The organism is Oceanicaulis sp., assembly GCF_051859625.1.
GTDB lineage: Bacteria > Pseudomonadota > Alphaproteobacteria > Caulobacterales > Maricaulaceae > Oceanicaulis.
Map to the genome: position 1 here is coordinate 887,534 of NZ_JBHYFH010000001.1, position 18,062 is coordinate 905,595.

Genomic DNA, 18,062 nt, shown 5'->3' on the forward strand with positions numbered 1-18,062 from the left:
CATTCCGCCGCTTGGTTTTGCACCGCAAGTCAGACATCCGGCCGGCTTGGGGTCAATGCCGTGGACGCCAGCTTGCCGCTTTGTAATGCGGTTCAGGAGGCGATCTGGTGAGCGCCCTGCTCCGTGACGACCCAATCGAGACGCATGTCGTGCGCTTCGGCGGGAACCTTGGCCAGTTTTTGCGCGGCATAGGCCAGTCCGACCACGGTCAAGGGACCCGATTGTTTCAGCTTTTCCAGCGTCCGGTCATAAAACCCGCCGCCATAGCCCAGCCGTCGCCCCTTCAGGTCAAACCCGACGAGGGGGACAAGAATCAAGCTCGGCGTCAGTTCAGGAGAGGAGGCTGCAGGCTCTCGCGTGCCGAACGGTCCACGCTCCAGAGGCTGGTCGAGCGTCCAGCCGCGAAATGTCAGCGGCTGATCCTTCGCAACCACGCACGGCAAGGCGATGCGCGCCTGCTCCAGCGCGAAGGTCTCAAGCAAGGTCTGAGGGTTGATCTCGTCGCCGATCGCGGCGTAGCCCGCCACCACTTGCCGGACTTTCGGCCAAAGGCTGTCGGGGAAATGTTCGACCAGCCTGCGCCCGGCGTCGGGCTCTTTGGCGTAGGCCGCCGCCCGCGCGGTCCGCGCCGCGCGCCTGGCGTTTGTTTTGCGCCAGGCCGTCAGCATGAGAGGTGGAAAGGCAAGGTGGCGGCGCCAATTCCGCCGGTGGTCGTTTTCCAACCCTGATGACCCGGTAAACCAGGTGGGCGCCGCTTAGATAGGACCACGGTCCAGTCCAGAGGCAGCTCCCTCTCAGAGATGTAAGGTCCTCGGGATGTTAAGACCTGCCGAACGGTCCAGCTACCGCCGCTGATATAGATGGGGGCGAGATCGCCCGCGCTCAAGCGCTTTCTCCATCTGAAGGCTCCACCGGCGCAGTCGTCACGCCCGCCGCGGCCCCTGTCCCGGTCATGGTCTCAAGCTGTTCGGCGGCGCTGATCAGCGCTTCAGCCGCCCGCGCGCGGTCCGCGCGCCGGCGGGCGTCCGCCTGGGAGACCTTGCCCTTGAGGTCGAGCACCGTATCTTCCAGCTCATCGACCTTGCCGCGCGCCTCACGCATTTCATCGGTGACGATAAGGGCCGCCATCAACAGCAGGCGCACATCGCCGATCTGCCCGACCTTGTTCGCCAGATCACGCACATGCGTGTCCAGATGCCCAGCCAGCTCCCGCAGATAGGCCTGCTGGCCTTCTTCGCAACCGATGGTGAAGGCGCGCCCGTTCAGGGAGATGGTGACCTTGCTCACGCCGTCTCCTCTGCATCATCGGTTGCGGCGAGCAGGGTTTGCAGATCGCTCATGGCGGCGTCGAGCGCCTGCGCGGCGTCGGTCGCTGCGGCCTGCAGCTCGTCTTCACGCGCTTGCGCCTCATCCAGCGCGGCCGCCAGGCGGGCGCGGTCATCATCGAGATCACGCGCCGCCTCCACATCGCCCGCGGCGGCGCTCAGACGCAGCTGATAGTCTTCCAGCCGTGCGCCCACACGCGACACGGCCCGGTTCAGCCGGTCGACAGCATCAGCCAACGGATCGTCGGCGGCAGGAGGTTCAGGCGCACTCATGCCCTTAAAATCCGTCTTTAACGGCAAAAGTTCAAGCAGTGTGACAGGGCGAGCCTGAAAGAATCTCTGCGCCCGGCCCTCAGCTCAGCTTCAACTGCGCCAACATGTCTGACAATCGCGCCCGAACGACCTCGCGCGAGGTCTCCCGACGGGCGAACTCAACGCCGGCCTGGCGTACGTCATTCCACCGGTTTTCATCCTCAAGCATGGCGAGGATATGGCGCGCAAAGCCTTTGGGGTCATCAGACACCAGCACGTCCACGCCGGGGGTCAGACCCATGCCCTCCGCACCGATCATCGTTGACACGCAAGGCGTGCCGAGCGCCAGGCTGGCTGCGACCTTGCCCTTGGCGCCCGCGCCATAGCGCAGCGGCGCCACAGAGGCGCGGATCTGACCGAAGAATTCATCGACCGTTTCAACGAAACCCAACACCTTCACGCCGTTCTTGCCGTCCAGCGCCTTGAAACGGTCCGGCATCTTGCTGCCCGCCAGGACAAAACGCGCATCCGGTTTCTGGGCGCGCACTTCGGGCCAGATCTCCGACAGGAACCAGTCAACGGCGTCCACATTCGGCGGGTGCCCGAATCCGCCCAGAAAGCCGATGCCCTCGCGGCGATGAAATCCGGCCGGGATCGGTTCAGGATCATGGATCAGCGGCAATTTGAAAGCCGGCGTCTGGGGCGTTTCCTCGTCCAGCAATGCGATTTCAGCATCCGAATGCGGCAACACGACATCTGCAGAGCGGATGATCGCCAGCTCGCGACGCTTGGTCTGCGCCGCCGCGTCCTGCGCCAGCGCATCATCAGCCAATTCAGCTTCGCGATGTTCACGCAGGAAATGGAGATCCGCCGGCATGAAGGCGATTTTGGCTTGCGGCGCATGCGTGCGCACCGCGCCCATCACCCGCTCTGCGGCGGCGAAGCGGTGTATCATGACCAGGTCAAATTCGGCTCCGCGCGCCGTGATGAACGGCTCGAAGCGCGAATAAAACGGGTGATAGATCGTCTCGACGCCCATCGCCTGCAGAGGCGCGGAATAGGTCTTGGTCCACAAGAAATTGTCGACCGGCACGAACGTCACCTTGTAGCCCAGCGCCTGGAGCGCGCGCATCGTCTCCACCGCCACCAGAGAGCCTGCATCATGCTGGGGCTCAGGCGTCGTCATGTCGATGAAAAGAATACGCTTTTGAATTCCGCGTTCTTTTTCGCGCTCGGGTTGCCGCCCGTTGGGGCGATGCGCGGCCAGCACGTTCGACCAGCGATCGCGTAATTGTTCAAGGTTCTTCACCTGACACGCCTTGGCCCCGGACGCCAGATCCGTACCCGAGCTCACGCCTTCGAAATGGACCAGCATGGAGCGCGGCTGGAAGACAGTGCGCAGCCCTTCGGCGCGCACACGGAACGCCAGGTCGGCATCCTCGGCATAGGCCGGGCGGAAAATATCATCAAAGCCGCCCAGCTTGTCCCACAGCGCCCGGGGCAGCGCGATGGAGGCGCCGGAGATGTAATCCACATCCCGGGCATAGCTGAACTCAGGGCGCCGGGGGTGGTCAAACCGGCCCAGATTCCAGGCTGAACCGTCCTGCCAGAAAATCCCGCCCGCTTCCTGCAAGCGCCCGTCAGGGTAAATCAGTTTGGATCCCACCAGACCGACCTTGGGGTCGGCGTCCAGCGTCTCCACCAGCGTATCCAGCCAGTCGGGAAGCACCAGGGTGTCATTGTTCAGCATCAGCACATGCCGACCACGCGCCTGTTCGGCGGTCAGATTGCAATTGCCCACAAAGCCCTGATTGGTTTCATGGCGCACCCAGCGCACATGATCCATCGAGACCTTGGCCGCCGCCTGGGTGCCGTCGGTGGACTGATCGTCGCCCACCAGGATCTCAAAGCTCGATTTCGGATGGCTCGCGAAAACGCTTTCAATGCAGGCCAGCGTGTAGGAAATCTGATTATAGGCCGGGATGATGATGGAGACGTCAGGCGTCTGCGCCCTGGGCCGCTTGGCTGCAATCTTGGCCAGACGCTCCGCCAGTTTGCGCGCGGCCTCATCACCCACCACAGTCTTGATCGGCGGCTGGCCTTCCGACTGGAAGGCGAGATCGTACCGGCTGATCAGTTCGGGGATATAACTCGCCGCATCGCCAAACTCTTCAGTGAGCACACTGTTGAGAGTCTTGATCTGTGAGCGGGGAGAATTTGCGGGCGCACCGTTCTCCGGGGCGCGGGCAGCATCAAGCTGGGCGGCAAGCTGTGACGCCTTGCGGGCGCGCAAGCGCGCACCCATCTGCCCGGTCGCCGTCCACCAGGCAGCTTTCAAACCGCGCCGGATGAGGTTTCGGACGCCCGGAAGGCGCGTCATCACAGCCCGTAAAGGCGTGGTGGCTTTCCAGATCGAGCTGTCCTCGATGGCTTTCAGGCGCATGGCCTCCGCACGCAAAGCCTGGCGTTCGGAATCGGCCGCGACATAATCAGCCTGGGTATTCTCCAGCTCATTTTCCAGCGATTGAGCGTGCTCCTGATAAGCGCGAACAGAGATTTCGAGCGCTTTGAAATCACTGACCAGTTCGGAAATCTGCGAGGAGAGGCTTAAGTTCTCATTCCTCAAATTCCCCAAAGCGTTCGAGGCGTTAAGGAGCTGGGTTAAAGTCGCCTGCTTCTCCTCTTCCGCCCTCTCAAATGCGGCGCGCGCCTGGTCGCGTTCCTCCGTCAGAGTCGCTTCGGTCTGCTTTTGCGCCTCTCGCGCCTTGTCGCGCTCGCGTTCAATTTTTGCGACCTGCTTGTGACCCTCGGCCCGGACGCGCAAAATGGCGGCGCGGCTTTGGCCGGCGCGGCGCAAGACCTCGTCTTCCACAGCGCCCAGATCGTCTGACAGGCTTCCGGCTTCCGCCTTGTCGTGCAAATCGGAGATCTCGGTGAGAATCTCAGCTACGCCAGCGCTGAAATCAGCCTCAGCGCGAGACCGCGGTTCCTTGAGAAAAGCATCAACCTGAGATGCGGCGTCCGGGGTCACCTTGAGCCCGTCAAGACCAAGACCCGAACGCACCGTTTCAATGACCGCCCGCCAATCCTGGCGCAAAGCTGAATAGCTGACCACCGCCCCGCCATCAGACTGAAACGCCTTGAGCGCTTTCAGGCTGTACCAGGCCCATAACAGCCCCGCTTCATCAGCGGTGAACTTGTCGCGGTGCGCCAGCGATTGCGCCACTTCCGCCGGATCCCTGTGGATCAGCAATTGCGCCGGCGCATAGCCCGCCCGCTCCAGCGCCTGCCGCCAGGTGGGCGCATAAAGCGTGCAGCGCGGATCTTTCACGGCGATCAGGTCATGGCCTTCGCCAAACGCTGTCCGGAGTGTGTCCGCCGCCGTCTTGACGGCGTTTCGCGGCAGCGCCTCATGGAGCGCCTCGTCCTGCAAGAAGGGCGCATCCCAGGCCGCGTCCGCTTTCACCAGCCAGGCGTCGTTGAGGGCGACCACGCCCGTGGGCTCCCAATAGCCGGACTTGTTGTAAGCGTTGGCCGGGATCACATCCTCAGGCAGATCGGCGCCGAGAATGTTCAGGATCCGTGTGAGCGCTGAAGTCCCCGAGCGATGCATGCCCAGAACCATGATCGCCGTTGAAGTGTTTTCCGTCATATGTCCCGCCAGCGCCGTGTGATGCGCAACTGTGTAGCCCTTATCGGGGCCGCCCCGTCAAGACGAGAAGTGTGCGCTTCATTGCGCCTGAAGTGAAAAATGCTAAACACGCTGCCTTAGTGCAGATTACTGCTTGCCTCAGGCGCGTCCCGCATGTCCACGTCATCGCCCCGGCCCGTTTTCATCATTGGCGCGCCGCGCTCGGGCACTTCAGTGATGACCTGGGCGCTCGGCCAGCATCCCGACATTCAGCCCATGCCGGAGACGGCCTGGATCGCGGCGGAAACCGTGGCGAGCCTGCAATCGTTCAGACTGGGGTCCGAACGCGGAGAGTTCTCACATCTCTCCAATGTCAGCTTCCCGTTCGATGCGTTTCTTGAACACAAGGGACGCGCCATCGACGCCGTGGTTCATGACGCCTTCGCCAGACGGCTCAAGGACAAGTATGGCGAGGAAGGCCGCCCCAGCGCCGACCAGCTGGCGGATCCTGAGTTCTTGCATATCCGTCTCGATCCAGATCACCCCAAGACACGCTGGGTGGACGGCGCGCCGATCAACACGTTCTACACCTGGGCGCTGGCCCGGATGTTCCCCCAGGCGCAATTCCTGTTTCATCTGCGCGCGCCTCAGGGCGTCATCGCCTCGCTGGAAAAATTTGATGTGGCGGGCGGCGTCGCCACCGAACGCGAAGCGGCGTTGGAAATCTGGATGGACCATGTGCGCGCCGCCTGGAACGCAGAAAGAGCGCTTGGACCTGGCCGTGTGTTCAGGGTCGACTTTGATCGTCTGCAATCTGACCCCGAAGCGCTTATGGAAAATATCTGCGCATTTCTGAACGAGCCATCATGCTCGGAGTGCACCGCTTTCCTGAACCGCCGCCTGAATTCGTCGGGCACCCATCAGAGCGATATTCGCGATACGCTGGACCAGCTGGAGAATTTCAGCGAGGCGGAGGCGCTTTACGACGCCATCACAGAGACACGGAGCACCACGGCGCAAGAACGCGAAGAGGGCGAGCGCTACATCCGCGAGCGCTTTGAAAGCCTCTCCGCTGATCGGCCGTTGCTGGGTGGACCGGCATGACCGACACCCCTTCCGTCCGGACCTCCCCGACAATCACGGTCATCATCGTCGCCTATAACAGCGGCGACTTTCTGCAGCCGTGTGTGGATGCGCTGGCGGCGCAAAGCTTCACCGACTTTGAAGCGGTGATCGTGGACAACGCCTCCACGGACGGCGCAGTTGATGCGCTGACCTTGCCGGACAGCCGGTTCCGCATTGATCGCCCAGGCGAGAATCTGGGCTTTGCAGGCGGCAATAACCGCGCGGCCCGCGCGTCACAGGCGCGCTGGATCGCCCTGCTGAACCCGGATACGCGCGTCGCGCCGAACTGGCTGGACGCCTTGCTGGACGGCGCACGACGCTGGCCGGACTGCCCGGCTTTCGGGTCCACGCAGCTCAGGCTGGATGAACCGGACATCCTCGATGGCGCGGGCGATGTCTGGTATGCGGGCGGCGTGGCCTGGCGGGCTCTGGAGGGACGACCGCTGAGCGAGACCCCTGCAGAAGGCGAAACGTTTGCGCCTTGCGGCGCCGCCGCCTTCTATGACCGGGCGCGCTTTCTGGAGCTGGGCGGGTTTGACGAGCGCTTTTTTTGTTATTGCGAAGATGTGGATTACGGTTTCCGCGTCCGCCTGACCGGACAGATCTGCATCCAGCTTACAGACGCCATCGTCTATCATGCCGGTTCTGGGACCACGGGCCGACATTCGGAATTCACCCTGTTTCACGGCCACCGGAACCGGATCTGGGTCTTTTTCAAGAACACGCCGGCGGCGTTGTTGCCGGTCCTGACGCCACTTCACCTGGCGATCAATCTTTATCTCTATCTGCGGGCTGACACCGAGCGACGCAACTATCTCAAACGCGCCTATGGCGCCGCCTGGAAGGGCCTGGGCGCCGTGATGAGCCAGCGCAAAGCCTTGCGCCCCATCAGAACCGGGTCCCTCGCCTCGCTTATGCGGGCCATGATCTGGTCTCCGGTTCTGGTGACACGGCGCGGCGCCAAGCTCACCGGGAAAGGCGAGCGGGTCTCCAGCCGCGATTAACAATGCACATGACTCAGGCCGAGTGCGTTCAAACCCTTTTGAAGCCGTGCTATTGCCTGAAGGGCGCTCTTGAACCGATCTGGATGACCATGAACCGTTCCGCCGGGTACACGCTGATTGAAGTCCTCATCATGCTCGCGGTCACAGCGATCCTGACCGCGACGGTTCTGGAAACCGTCCGCGCCTCGACGTCGAATGGTTTGCGGATCGAACAGGCCGCCCGCAACGCGTCCCAAGATTACATCACCCTGGCCGGCGTCCGCCGGGCCGTGGAGAACACGCGCGCCGAGTATACGAACGAACCCGGCGTGTTTACGGGCGACGACACACAGTTCAGCGCGCTCACCAGTCTCCCTGTCACGACCCAGCGTCCGGGCGCGCAGAGATATGCGCTTCGTCTAGACAATGAACGAGACGGCGTATCGATGATTTATGAAGACGGCTCAGGCGAGTTTCGAGTTTCATATTGGCCCGGCGCTCAGGGTCGTTTTTCATACTACGGCCCCGAAGCGGAACAGCGGGTCGGCTTCGTCGCCCGACCGGGCGAGCCGACGGCCAGGGCGTGGCGCTCTGAATGGCCGTTTCAGTCCGGACTTCGCTCGCGATCCGGCCAATCCTACTTCCAGGTCCTGCCGCTGGCGGTCCGCGCCGAAATTGAGCTGCCGAACGGAGAGGCGCACAACATCGTTTTTCAAGTCCCGGCGACCGCCCCGCCGAAACCACGGATTGAGGACATGCTGGGCACGCTCGAGCCATGACGACGAGAACCGGATATGCGCTGCCTCTGACGCTCGCCGCCATCATCGTGATCGCCCTGGTCGCGGCGATTGCGGCCGAACAGGTTCGCAGCTCAACGCGCACCATCACCGCGCTTTCAGATCAAGTCCGGTCCCGGACCTCGCTCATTTCCGCTGAGCAATCCCTGATCTACGAAATGCTCACAGAGCCCATGGCGGTTGATGGAATAGCGATCGGTTCTCAGAGCGATGTCACGCTGCTCGCTATGGGGTCCAGCGCATCAAGTCCGGACTCATCTGTGGTTCGCGCCAATGGAAGCCCGTACCAGATCGGCCTGCCAACGCCTGTCATCATCCGGCTTTACGATGATCAGAGCTTTCTGAACGCGGCCAGCTCGGACCCGGCCTATATCTCTGACATTCTGTCACTTTTTGGCGTCCCCAGGACTGATCATGCGAGATATGCGGCCACATTGCGCGATTATCAGGATGAAGATGATCTGAGAACGCTCAGCGGCGCTGAAGCGTCAGATTATGATCAACCTGGCCTGCCCGCCAACAAACCCCTGCGGGACGCCTTGGAGCTGTGCGCAATCAAATACTGGGAGGATTCTCCGGTTTGTGACGATGCTGGACGCTTGCTGCTGACGATGCGGACGCGCAGGACTGATCGGCTCAACCCCAGGCTGACATCCGAAGCGCTGCTGGGGCTTTTAATGCCGGAGGCCAGTCCTGAGGCCATCACTGAGGCGCACACCAACTTCGCCACGACGTCGTATACGCATTTCGCCCAGATTGGCGCGGACGCATTTGACATCGTCCGTGACCCTCTCAGCACGCTGACTGCGCCCGGGCCCATCCTGACGCTGGTCTCACACACGCCGGAAGCGGGCATGGCTCAGCGAACGGTTATCGAACTCACACCCAACAGCCTGATCTCGCCCTTTGTGGTTCACAGCAAGTACGCTATTGGGGGAGATTATACGCAAAACATTTTGCGAATTGAGAGAATCGACGATGTCGCGCCGCTTCCCCAAACGACCTCAATCCGTACTGAGCGCTAGGCGCGGCGTCGAACGCCGGGGTGGGCCTGTTGAACGTCTGATCCTGGGCGAACGGGTCGTCATCAGCCGTGCGCTTTGCCATTTTGAAACCATGAACGCCTTGCCCGGCGGGCAGAGCCTGCGCCGTTATGAAGCCGCCAAGCTCAGCGCCCGCGCTCGCACCCCGATCGCCGACCCGGATTTCTATTTTGACTGGGGAGACGATCAGATCGGCGTATGGAGCTGGCCGAAAACCCTCACAGCCGATTTGACCGAGTTTGAGGGCGAAATCCTGCCCGAAACAGTCTTGCATCCGCCCTTGCAGGACGGCGCACGTCTGATGACGACGATTGACGGATACGAAGGCCAGGTCTGGCGCGACGGTCAGTTGCGAGCGAGCCGGTGGTGGCCAAGCCAGCCTGGCGACGCTGACTGGGCCAGCTTCTTGCGGATGACGCGGTCAGCCGGCGCCGATCAGATCCGGCCCGCGCCTGAAGACCTCGTCCTGACCGACCGTCCCGCGCATGCTCAGCCATACACCGCGCTACTGGACAGGGTTAAATCCATCAGCCTTCGCGATATGACCGCCCTGGCCCTGGTCTGCATCGCCGTACCCGGCCTCTATTTGCTGGGACAATGGGCTCAACTGAGCCGAACGCATGCTGCGGCCAGCACCGAATTGGCCGCCCTGTCTGAAGAAACCGCTGAAATCGGAACGGCGCGACTGACCGCGCAATCGGCATCCAATGAACTGGCGTTATACGCCCAGGCGCTCAATCGTCGTCACCCAGCCGAGCTGCTGGCCAGCGTCAGCGAAGAACTCGCCCGCTTCTCCATCAGACTGGACGCCTTTGAACAGAATGATGCCCTTCTGTCGCTGAATCTTCACGCGGATGGTGATTTCGCCCCGGAAGAGCTGGTTCGTACGATGGAGAACAATCCACTCATGAACAGCGTCAGTCTGGAACCTGGACGCGGTCGCGGTGAATGGCTTCTGACCGCCCAGCTGGAGAGCGCGCAATGATCCAAGCCATGCGTGAGAGTCGTTGGGGCCGCCAACTTCGAGAACAGGCCACGCCGCGGGCGATGGCCGGCCTCGCAGCCCTTGTCCTTATCCTTGCGCTCTGGGGCCTGGGCGAGCTCAGCGCCAGCGTCTCCAGCCTGCGCCAGGATGTTGAAGAAGTGCAGCGTGCGCGACGCCTGGAGCTCAGCCTGCTCAACGACCAGAACTGGGTCGAGCAAGCCAGGGATCTGCAAGCGCAGCTGCGCGAAACCCAGAACAGCTTCTGGGAAGGCGATACGAACGGCATTGTCGCGGCGCAACTGCAAGGCGCTGTGGAGCGCGCGGCCCGGAACGCCGAATTGACCCGCATCAGAGTCGCTGTGGAATCAGCGCCGGACGCTCTGGGCGCTGAAGCCCAGACCTTCGAAATCTCTCTGACGGCGCGGGACACGGACGGGCAATTCCTGGCGCTGTTTCAAGAGCTGAGCCGGACCGATCATCAGCTCGTCATCACGCGCTTCAACTGGCGACGCAGCAACGGCGCGCTCGACATACGCATCCAGGCCCCCGCACGCATCCAAACGCCGGAGGCCGCGTCATGACATCACGCTTTCGATTGCTGGCCGCCGCCCTCGCCGCCTGCCTCGCTCTATTGGCCGGGGTGCTCAATGGCGTGGACCAGAACGGTCCCGCCCCGTCAGGACGCAGCTCAGGCCTGAATACGCCGCAGCTCGCCGCTTCTGACGATATTGATCGCTTTGTGCATGTGATCGACCGATCCGATCTGTTTCCGGACGCGCGCCTGCGCATGACCGATGTCGAAACCGAGCCCTCTGGCGCTGCGCAAACCCTCGAACAACTCGAACAATCCTTGAATGATCCGTCGCTTTCAGCCCTCGTCAAACGGGAAGACGTCTGGCGGATCTTTCTCTATGGTGACGGCGAGGGGGCGCAGGTGCGCGAGATCGGGGATCAGCTGGCCGACGGCTGGATCATTCAAAATATCGACTCGACTTCAGTCCTTCTGATCAAGGGCGAGCAATCTCGTCGTATTGAGGTTTTCAAGGCGGAGCCTGACACACAATGAACGCACATCGCATTTCACTCGTCTGCGCGACCGCGCTGTTCGCCACAGGCTGTGCGACACAAGGCGGACCAAGCCGCCCTGAGTGGCTTGTCTTGCCAGATTCCGTAGCCTCACAGGGGCGAACAGACGGTCAAGACGCCGTTTCTGACGCGGATGAAGACGCCTATGTTCCGCAACAGCAGGGGCCGCTGGTTACGCGCAGCACTGTGCCGACTTTGCGCCAGCAGCGGAGCGGCGGCGAGATGAGCGGTCAAGACGCACCGAATCTGCCGACATCTCCGATCAACGTCACGCTGCCGCCTCAACCTCTGCCGGTGTTCATCAACACAGTTTTCAGCGACATCCTCGAACAACCGTTCAGCCTTGGGCCAAACGTTGCTGAGCGTGAGGAAGTGATCTCGCTGAGAAGCGTGAACGACATGGAAGCCTCCACCTTCCTCACGCTGGTGGAACAGGCCCTGCAAGATTACGGGCTGGGCGTGACCTATAACAGCGAGGGCGGGCTGTTCCGCGTTGTCGAACTGTCAGAACTGCGTTCGCAAATGCCTCGCTTCGTCCGTGCCCGCGCGCATTCGAACGTTCCCTCCAGTCTGCGCCCGGTCGTCCAGTTCATTGAACTTCAGGCGATCGACGCGGCCGACATGGAACAGATTCTCCGGCAGGCTTTTCCTGACCGGGACGTGCTGACCATCAATTCCAATCGCAACCTGAATACGATCACGCTCAGCGGGCTGGGCGAAGACGTGAATGCGGCGAACGCCATTATCCAACAAATGGATGAGCTGCGTTTTGCAGGCACTCAGGTCGTGACTGTCAGCCTGCGCAATTGGGAAGCGCTGGAGCTCGCCACGTCCATGGGGCAAATCCTGACCCTTGAAGGCTATATCGTCGGCGTCGGCGTCAACGCGCCGCGATCCTTGACCCTGTTGCCGCTCGGGTTCACCAACCAGATCATGATCTTCGCGTCCAATCGCCAGCTGGCCGATCACGCCCTGGCGCTCGCAGTTCGTCTGGATCGTGAAGCGTATAACGCTGAAGTGCGCTCACCCCATGTCTATCAAGCCCAGAATACAGAAGCGTCTGCGCTCGCCAGCATTATTGCGGGCGTTCTGGGGACGGGTTCCGGACAATCGGGCGCCCCTGCGCGCAACGAATCGTCCTCTGAGGGCGAAAGTGGGGGACAAGGTCCGGCTCAGTCCTTTGAGAACATGACTGTCGACGAGCAGGGCAATCGCGTTATTTTCTACGGCACTCAGTCCGAATTTGACGAGTTCACGACTCTGGCGCGCCAGCTCGACACGCCCGTTCCGGAAGTCATGATCGAGGTGACCATCGCCGAAGTCACGCTCACAGATGACTCCTCCTATGGCCTTGATGCGGTGTTTGACTCTGAAATTGCGCCGACTTTCCGGGCGGACCTGACCAGCAATGGCAGTTTTTCCGGCACGGTTGAAACGGGCCAGGTGACCCTGACCGCCAGTGCAGAAGCCAGCAGCAATCAGATCAATGTGCTGTCCACACCGCGCATCGTGGCGCGCTCAGGCACTGAAGCCACTGTGCAGGTCGGCAATGATGTGCCGATCATCACCACCCAGCGTGCTGCAAACTCACAGTCCAGCGGCTCGACGGATGTTCTGCAAACTGTCCAGTATCGTTCAACGGGCGTTCTGCTGAGCGTCACCCCCCGTGTGTATTCGGGCAACCGGATCGATCTGGAGATTTCTCAGGAGACCAGCGCCGCCGAAGCGAACAACAGTTCCGCGATCTCGAGCCCGCTCATCTCCACCCGGTCCATGATTTCCCAGATGTCTTTGCAAGACGGCCAGACGGCGGTCCTGGGCGGCCTGATCGAGAACCGCTTCACGCGCGGCAATTCCGGCATACCGCTGCTCAAGGACGTTCCGGTCCTGGGCGCTCCGTTCCGCAGTGAGACCCTGAGCGCCACGCGCACCATGCTGGTGGTTCTCGTCACGCCCTTCGTGCTGGATACGCGCAGTGACCGCCAACAGGTGGTGGACACTCTGGTGCGCGCACTGAACTCAGGTTTCGAGAACCAGACGCAAGCCAATGGCACGCTGTTGCCGCCCAGTGAACCCTTCCAGATTCGCGCCGCGGGCGGCGTAGCGGCCAATCAAGACCCGGCGCAAGACTAGGGCCAGGCATGAGCAGCGTGGCAGGTCTGGCGCTCATCGCAGGCGTGTTGGCCAGCCTGTCCGCGCTCTGGATTGATCGTGAAATCAGCGCCCAGCAGACGGGGGCGCCGTCACGCATCAGCCCCGCCCTTTGTGGCGGAGTGGGCGGACTGCTGGCCTTCAGCGCATATGTCGTCACCCGCGACCTGATCATCGCCAGCGCGCTTCTGGCGGCGCTGTCCGGACTTTGCGTCGCGGTCAGCATGGACTGGCGTTTCGGGGTGCTCGCCGACCTCACCAGCGTCATCATCGCTCTGGCTGCACTGGTTGCTGCACCGCTCCTGACGCCGGGTCTCACACGTCTGGACATGGCGATCGCCGCCGTCCTGGCCATGGGAATTCTGGGACTGGCGGGTCTGTATGGCCGCTTGAGACGCGGCGAGATGGGATTGGGAGGCGGCGACATCGTACTTGTCGGAGCGTTGGGCTTGTGGTGCTCGCCTGTCACCGCCGCTCTCGGGGTGGCCATCGGGGCCGCAGTGACACTGGCCCTGGGCTTGCTCGCCAGGGCGCGCCGCCAAACCCGCTTGCCCTTCGCACCGGGCCTCGCTGCTGGTTTCATCCTGGCGTTTATCGTAGACAGGCTGTCATGACTTCGATCCGCACCCGGCCCGGCTTTTCCGTGATGGAGACGTTGGTGGCCGTCGCCTTGCTGGCGATCGCCATCATCCCGCTCTATGCGTTTCAGCAAACTCTGGCGAACACCGCCGCGCGGCTTCAAACCGCGTCAGATCTGCTGGACGCACAGGAAAGCGCTCTGGCCGTGCTGCAAACGATAGACCCGATCGCCCAACCCACAGGCGAGATGGACCTTGGCGAGTGGCGGCTGAGCTGGGAAAGCCGTGAGCTTGCGTCGGAGAGCCCTGCCGACGGCTATCTGGGGGCAAGCATCTGGGGTGTGGGGCTTTATGAAGTCCAGGCGACCCTCGAACGCGGTGAAACCCGGAGAGATCTGACAATCCGGCGCGTGGGCTGGGTCCAGGTCTACGACCCCACCCGGTTCTAGGATGTCGTCTGTGTGAGTGCGCAATCGCCCTCAGACACATCAAACGTCCAGCGGCGCCCCGCCGGCGCGATCAGGACCACGCCTCCCCCCGTACAATATCCGCTGGATGCGAGGTGAAGGGTTTCATCCACTTCGATGCGCCAATCAGACGGAATCTGCGCGTCCAGCCGGGCCTGAACATCTTCCGCGCTTAGAGATTTGCTGCTCAGAAAGGCCTCGGCGCGCAGGGCGCCCATTTCGGTCGCCACCCCGCGGACCACTTGCTGGGCCTGCTGGCCTGAGATCATCCGACCGATAGAGGGGCCGCTGACGGTGGCCGCAATCCCCAGGATCGCGACCACGACGATCACCTCTAGCAGGGAATATCCCGCCCGCACGCAACACAGGGCGCGATTGAGCCCAAGGGTCATGATCTAGAGGCCGATATCGGCGTCGAGCCCCGATCCGCCTTCCTGACCATCCGCGCCGTAAGAGAAGACCTGGCCACGGTCTGACCCGCCGCCGACCCGGTACTGGTACGGGCGGCCCCAAGGATCGGCCGGCAAGCCGCCATCAAGATAAGGACCCGTCCACATCGCAGAGACGGCTTCGTTCGGGGTCTGGAGAAGACCCAGGCCTTCCTCTTCGGTCGGATAACGTCCGATATCGAGCCGCATCGTATCCAGCGCAGTTTCGATCATACGGATCTGCGTGGTCGCGGCGGTGACTTTTGAGCGGTCCAGCTGCCCCAGAAGGCGCGGCCCGACCAAAGTCGCCAGCACAGCGATGATCGCCACCGCGATCAGGACTTCCATGAGAGAATACCCCGAGCGCGTCTTCCGCGCCGCGCGCGTGATGGGCTGAAAGCGTCGAGCCAGACTGATCATGGGCGAACCTCATCCAATACTGGAGTGTCATAACGCGGCTCCCCTCGCCGCTTCAGACACTCATACCACCCGCCAAACAGGCAATGAAAGACGCAAGTGCGGTTTGATCGGTTTTCGCACGGGCAAGGCGCTGATATAGCTCTTGAACCCAGAGGAGCCGAACATGACCCGCCATCTTTCCGCGACCGACGCCAACCAGCTTCAAGCCGGCGATGACCATTACCGCGCCTATGTGGGCCCGCCGGGCCGCTATGGCTTGCTGGGTCTGCTGCAGATGAACCTGCTGACGGCTCTGGGTCTTGAGGAAACAGACACCGTGCTCGATTTCGGCTGCGGCTCGCTGCGTCTGGGGCGATGCCTGATCCCGTTCCTGCTGCGCGGCAAGTATTACGGGATCGAGCCCCATGACTGGCTGATCCAGGACGGGTTCACCCATGAAACCGGCGGCCAGCTTCGCACCCTCAAGGCGCCGCTGTTTTCCAATGACGATACATTTGACTGCACCGTGTTTGACGCCGAGTTCGATTTCATCATGGCGCAATCCATCGTCACCCATTCCGGCCCCAAACCGACCGCGAACCTGATCCGGACTGCGGCGCAAAGCCTGAAACAGGACGGCCTGTTTCTATTCAGCTTCATCCTTGGAGAAGACGACACGCCCCTGCCCGAGGCGGACTGGACCTATCCGTTCAACGTGCCCTATCCCAAGCCCTGGCTGGATCAGCAATGCGCGGATAATGGCCTGGTGATGAAGTTGATCAACTGGCACCATCCTGGCGCGCAATGGGCGGCGATCGCACGCGACCCACGCCGGCTCGAAGCGCTTGATGACCAGTTGGGGCTGGCTGGCAAGCCGGCGAAGCGCTGGCGCGCCTGACCACGGCGTGCGCGTCAGATGGCGATGTCGTAAATGCTCGTCATCGCCAGCACCAGGCTGATCACGATCGTGCCCACCACCATGGCGATGAACAAAATGGCGAGCGGCTCCGCCAGAGAGGTCAGCCGCTTGGCCCGGTTGCGCGATTCCTCCTCATAGAGGTCCGCCACGAAAAGCAGCATTTCATCCAGGCTGGCCGACGCCCGGCCCGTGCGCACCAGATTGACGGTCATGGAATCAAACCCGGCATGGGTTTTCAGCGCGGCGTCGATCGGCTCGCCTGACCGAATCGCGCGTCGCGCCTCGGCCAGGCCCTGCTTGCGACGAGCCGAACTGACCGCGGATTCCGCCAACACCAACGCGTCCACCAGCGGCGCGCCGCCAGACAACGCAGTGCCGCACGCCCGCGCCCAGCGCGCGACTTCCGAGGCGGTCAGGAAGCTGCCGACCACCGGCATGCGGTGCATAAGCTCAGACAGGCTGGTTCGAACGCCCTTGTTGCGAGACAGCGCAAACACCACAGCCACCAAACCCGCGACGAACAGCCCTGTCTGGATCATGTTCTCGCTCATGAAGACGCCGGTCTCGATCACCCAGCGCGACAGCGCCGGTAGGGAACTGCGATCATCACCCAAAAGGTTTGCGAAGCGCGGCACCACAAACAGGAAGATGAAGACGATGGCGAAGACGCCCGCCACCGCCAGAAACGCGGGATAGGCCAGCGCATTGCGGATTTCGGACGCAGCCTTCAGATCATGCTCCATCTGGGTGGAGATATCAGCCAGCGCCTTGGGCAATTGCCCGGTCGCCTCGCCCAGCTCGATCAGGCGCGGGGCATAGGCCGGCAGATCCACAAACCCATCCCGCATGGCCAGGGATAATTGCGCGCCCGAGCGCAGATCCCGACGCACGCTCAACGCCTGCTCCGCCAAATCCTTGCACGGCTCGTCTGCGCTCAGCGAGTCAAACGCGTCCAGCAAAGGCGTGCCGGCTTTGAGCAAGACCGACAATTGCCGCATGAACCGGAAACGGTCCTGGGGACGCGCTTTCTTGCGCTCGTACTTGCGCGGCTCCAGACCGGCTTCATTGAGCTTGAACGGCGCGATGCGCTGGGCTTCGAGCTGGCGAAGCGCCTCCACCTCGTCTGCCGCTGTCAGACGGCCGTCCACCTCAGCGCCGTCTGAATTCAAGCCGCGATAGAGATAGGTGGGCATGATCAGTCCTGACCAGTGTCGCGAATGAACAGGGCCATGCGCTGATCCCGGGGGTGGTCCCAATGGTTCAGCACATCCAGCCGCCAGCCTTTGGGCGTCGCAGCGGTGAGCGCCGTGATCGTCGTGTCATACGGATCACGATCGGGATAGGTCACCACCCCGCCCGGCTCGTGCGGCAAAGGCGCGTCAGCCGCCGCATCGGCGGGGCGCTCAAAGAAGGTCACATAAAACCGGCCGTCTTGAGCGAACACCGGCGCCAGCGCCGTCAGGCAATCCGTCAGCCGCGCGATTGGCATATGGGTGAAGACCGACTGGGCGATGCCATAGTCAAACATCACCCCGAAACCCGTCGCATCAAAGTCCGCGTTCGCCGCCAGATGATCCCTTGGCAGCTTGATGTCGAGACCGGCGGGAATGATCTCTCGCTCATACCCGGCGTCCAGCAGGTCAGCGCTGATATCCACGCCGTAATAGCGGTCCGTATCCAGATACTCGGTCAACGGTACGCCTGCGCGCAGGGATCCGCAGCCCATATCAATGAAGCGGTGATGGGGTTTGAGCCCCTGGGCCAGCAAGAAGCGTTTCTGCAACGCCCCCAGCTCATCCCACATGCCGCCGATCACGGCGCGATGATGGCCGTCCGCTACAGCCTTTTTCATGTTCTCAAGGGCGTCGTAATGGCTGTAGTGCGAGCTCATCG

Annotated in this window: 19 protein-coding genes and 1 other RNA gene; 11 read left to right on the top strand and 9 right to left on the bottom strand. The window is 62.3% G+C overall.

Annotated features, from left to right (window positions below):
* Nucleotides 1-92 precede the first annotated feature (92 nt).
* The 5 genes from ACTIGF_RS04280 to ACTIGF_RS04300 form a co-directional block, all read right to left on the bottom strand.
* Entirely contained in the window at nt 93-668 is a 576-nt protein-coding gene (locus ACTIGF_RS04280; protein WP_439635691.1) for a 5-formyltetrahydrofolate cyclo-ligase, read from the bottom strand.
* 20 nt (nt 669-688) lie between these two features.
* Nucleotides 689-848, bottom strand: a non-coding RNA gene (gene ssrS, locus ACTIGF_RS04285) — 6S RNA.
* 34 nt (nt 849-882) lie between these two features.
* Nucleotides 883-1,287, bottom strand: coding sequence for a cell division protein ZapA (locus ACTIGF_RS04290; RefSeq protein ID WP_375548207.1), 405 nt, complete (start codon nt 1,285-1,287; stop codon nt 883-885).
* Entirely contained in the window at nt 1,284-1,598 is a 315-nt protein-coding gene (locus ACTIGF_RS04295) for a DUF4164 family protein (RefSeq protein WP_421860369.1), read from the bottom strand. Before ACTIGF_RS04295 ends, ACTIGF_RS04290 begins: the two co-directional genes overlap by 4 nt.
* 79 nt (nt 1,599-1,677) lie before the next feature.
* A complete protein-coding gene (locus tag ACTIGF_RS04300; protein WP_439635692.1) occupies nt 1,678-5,229 on the bottom strand; it encodes a glycosyltransferase in 3,552 nt (1,183 codons plus the stop codon).
* 153 nt (nt 5,230-5,382) lie between these two features.
* Here ACTIGF_RS04300 and ACTIGF_RS04305 point away from each other — a divergent pair, with 153 nt between their 5' ends.
* From ACTIGF_RS04305 to ACTIGF_RS04350, 10 genes are all read left to right on the top strand, one after another.
* Complete coding sequence (locus ACTIGF_RS04305; protein WP_439635693.1) at nt 5,383-6,312, top strand: sulfotransferase family protein; 930 nt, start codon at nt 5,383-5,385, stop codon at nt 6,310-6,312.
* The gene (locus tag ACTIGF_RS04310) at nt 6,309-7,337 is read left to right on the top strand and encodes a glycosyltransferase family 2 protein (protein ID WP_439635694.1); all 1,029 of its coding nucleotides are present in this window, start codon (nt 6,309-6,311) and stop codon (nt 7,335-7,337) included. The genes ACTIGF_RS04305 and ACTIGF_RS04310 overlap by 4 nt, the downstream gene beginning before the upstream one ends.
* Nucleotides 7,338-7,345: 8 nt before the next feature.
* Nucleotides 7,346-8,095, top strand: coding sequence for a type II secretion system protein (locus tag ACTIGF_RS04315; protein WP_439635695.1), 750 nt, complete (start codon nt 7,346-7,348; stop codon nt 8,093-8,095).
* On the top strand, nt 8,092-9,138 hold the full coding sequence (locus tag ACTIGF_RS04320) for a hypothetical protein (protein WP_439635696.1): 1,047 nt from the start codon (nt 8,092-8,094) through the stop codon (nt 9,136-9,138). Before ACTIGF_RS04315 ends, ACTIGF_RS04320 begins: the two co-directional genes overlap by 4 nt.
* Nucleotides 9,092-10,141: a hypothetical protein gene (locus ACTIGF_RS04325; protein WP_439635697.1), complete on the top strand. Its 1,050-nt coding sequence runs from the start codon at nt 9,092-9,094 to the stop codon at nt 10,139-10,141. Before ACTIGF_RS04320 ends, ACTIGF_RS04325 begins: the two co-directional genes overlap by 47 nt.
* A complete protein-coding gene (locus ACTIGF_RS04330; RefSeq protein WP_439635698.1) occupies nt 10,138-10,722 on the top strand; it encodes a hypothetical protein in 585 nt (194 codons plus the stop codon). Before ACTIGF_RS04325 ends, ACTIGF_RS04330 begins: the two co-directional genes overlap by 4 nt.
* Nucleotides 10,719-11,207: a hypothetical protein gene (locus ACTIGF_RS04335; RefSeq protein WP_439635699.1), complete on the top strand. Its 489-nt coding sequence runs from the start codon at nt 10,719-10,721 to the stop codon at nt 11,205-11,207. Before ACTIGF_RS04330 ends, ACTIGF_RS04335 begins: the two co-directional genes overlap by 4 nt.
* A gap of 242 nt (nt 11,208-11,449) precedes the next feature.
* Entirely contained in the window at nt 11,450-13,360 is a 1,911-nt protein-coding gene (locus ACTIGF_RS04340) for a secretin N-terminal domain-containing protein (protein ID WP_439635700.1), read from the top strand.
* Between the two features lie 8 nt (nt 13,361-13,368).
* On the top strand, nt 13,369-13,992 hold the full coding sequence (locus ACTIGF_RS04345; protein WP_439635701.1) for a hypothetical protein: 624 nt from the start codon (nt 13,369-13,371) through the stop codon (nt 13,990-13,992).
* Nucleotides 13,989-14,405, top strand: coding sequence for a type IV pilus modification PilV family protein (locus ACTIGF_RS04350; protein ID WP_439635702.1), 417 nt, complete (start codon nt 13,989-13,991; stop codon nt 14,403-14,405). Before ACTIGF_RS04345 ends, ACTIGF_RS04350 begins: the two co-directional genes overlap by 4 nt.
* Here the strand turns inward: ACTIGF_RS04350 and ACTIGF_RS04355 are convergent.
* Together ACTIGF_RS04355 and gspG are read right to left on the bottom strand one after the other, a co-directional pair.
* On the bottom strand, nt 14,402-14,815 hold the full coding sequence (locus ACTIGF_RS04355) for a pilus assembly FimT family protein (protein ID WP_439635703.1): 414 nt from the start codon (nt 14,813-14,815) through the stop codon (nt 14,402-14,404). The two genes, ACTIGF_RS04350 and ACTIGF_RS04355, sit on opposite strands and share 4 nt — an antisense overlap.
* Nucleotides 14,816-14,818: 3 nt before the next feature.
* Nucleotides 14,819-15,271 (bottom strand): type II secretion system major pseudopilin GspG, encoded by a 453-nt coding sequence (gene gspG / locus ACTIGF_RS04360; RefSeq protein ID WP_439635704.1) that lies wholly within the window; start codon nt 15,269-15,271, stop codon nt 14,819-14,821.
* Between the two features lie 163 nt (nt 15,272-15,434).
* Here gspG and ACTIGF_RS04365 point away from each other — a divergent pair, with 163 nt between their 5' ends.
* Complete coding sequence (locus ACTIGF_RS04365) at nt 15,435-16,148, top strand: methyltransferase domain-containing protein (RefSeq protein ID WP_439635705.1); 714 nt, start codon at nt 15,435-15,437, stop codon at nt 16,146-16,148.
* A 14-nt stretch (nt 16,149-16,162) separates the two neighbouring features.
* Here ACTIGF_RS04365 and ACTIGF_RS04370 read toward each other — a convergent pair whose 3' ends face one another.
* Both ACTIGF_RS04370 and ACTIGF_RS04375 read right to left on the bottom strand, forming a co-directional pair.
* Nucleotides 16,163-17,362 (bottom strand): type II secretion system F family protein, encoded by a 1,200-nt coding sequence (locus ACTIGF_RS04370; RefSeq protein WP_439635706.1) that lies wholly within the window; start codon nt 17,360-17,362, stop codon nt 16,163-16,165.
* Nucleotides 17,363-17,364: 2 nt separating this feature from the next.
* Nucleotides 17,365-18,060, bottom strand: a complete 696-nt coding sequence (locus ACTIGF_RS04375; RefSeq protein WP_439635707.1) for a hypothetical protein — start codon at nt 18,058-18,060, stop codon at nt 17,365-17,367.
* Nucleotides 18,061-18,062: the final 2 nt, after the last annotated feature.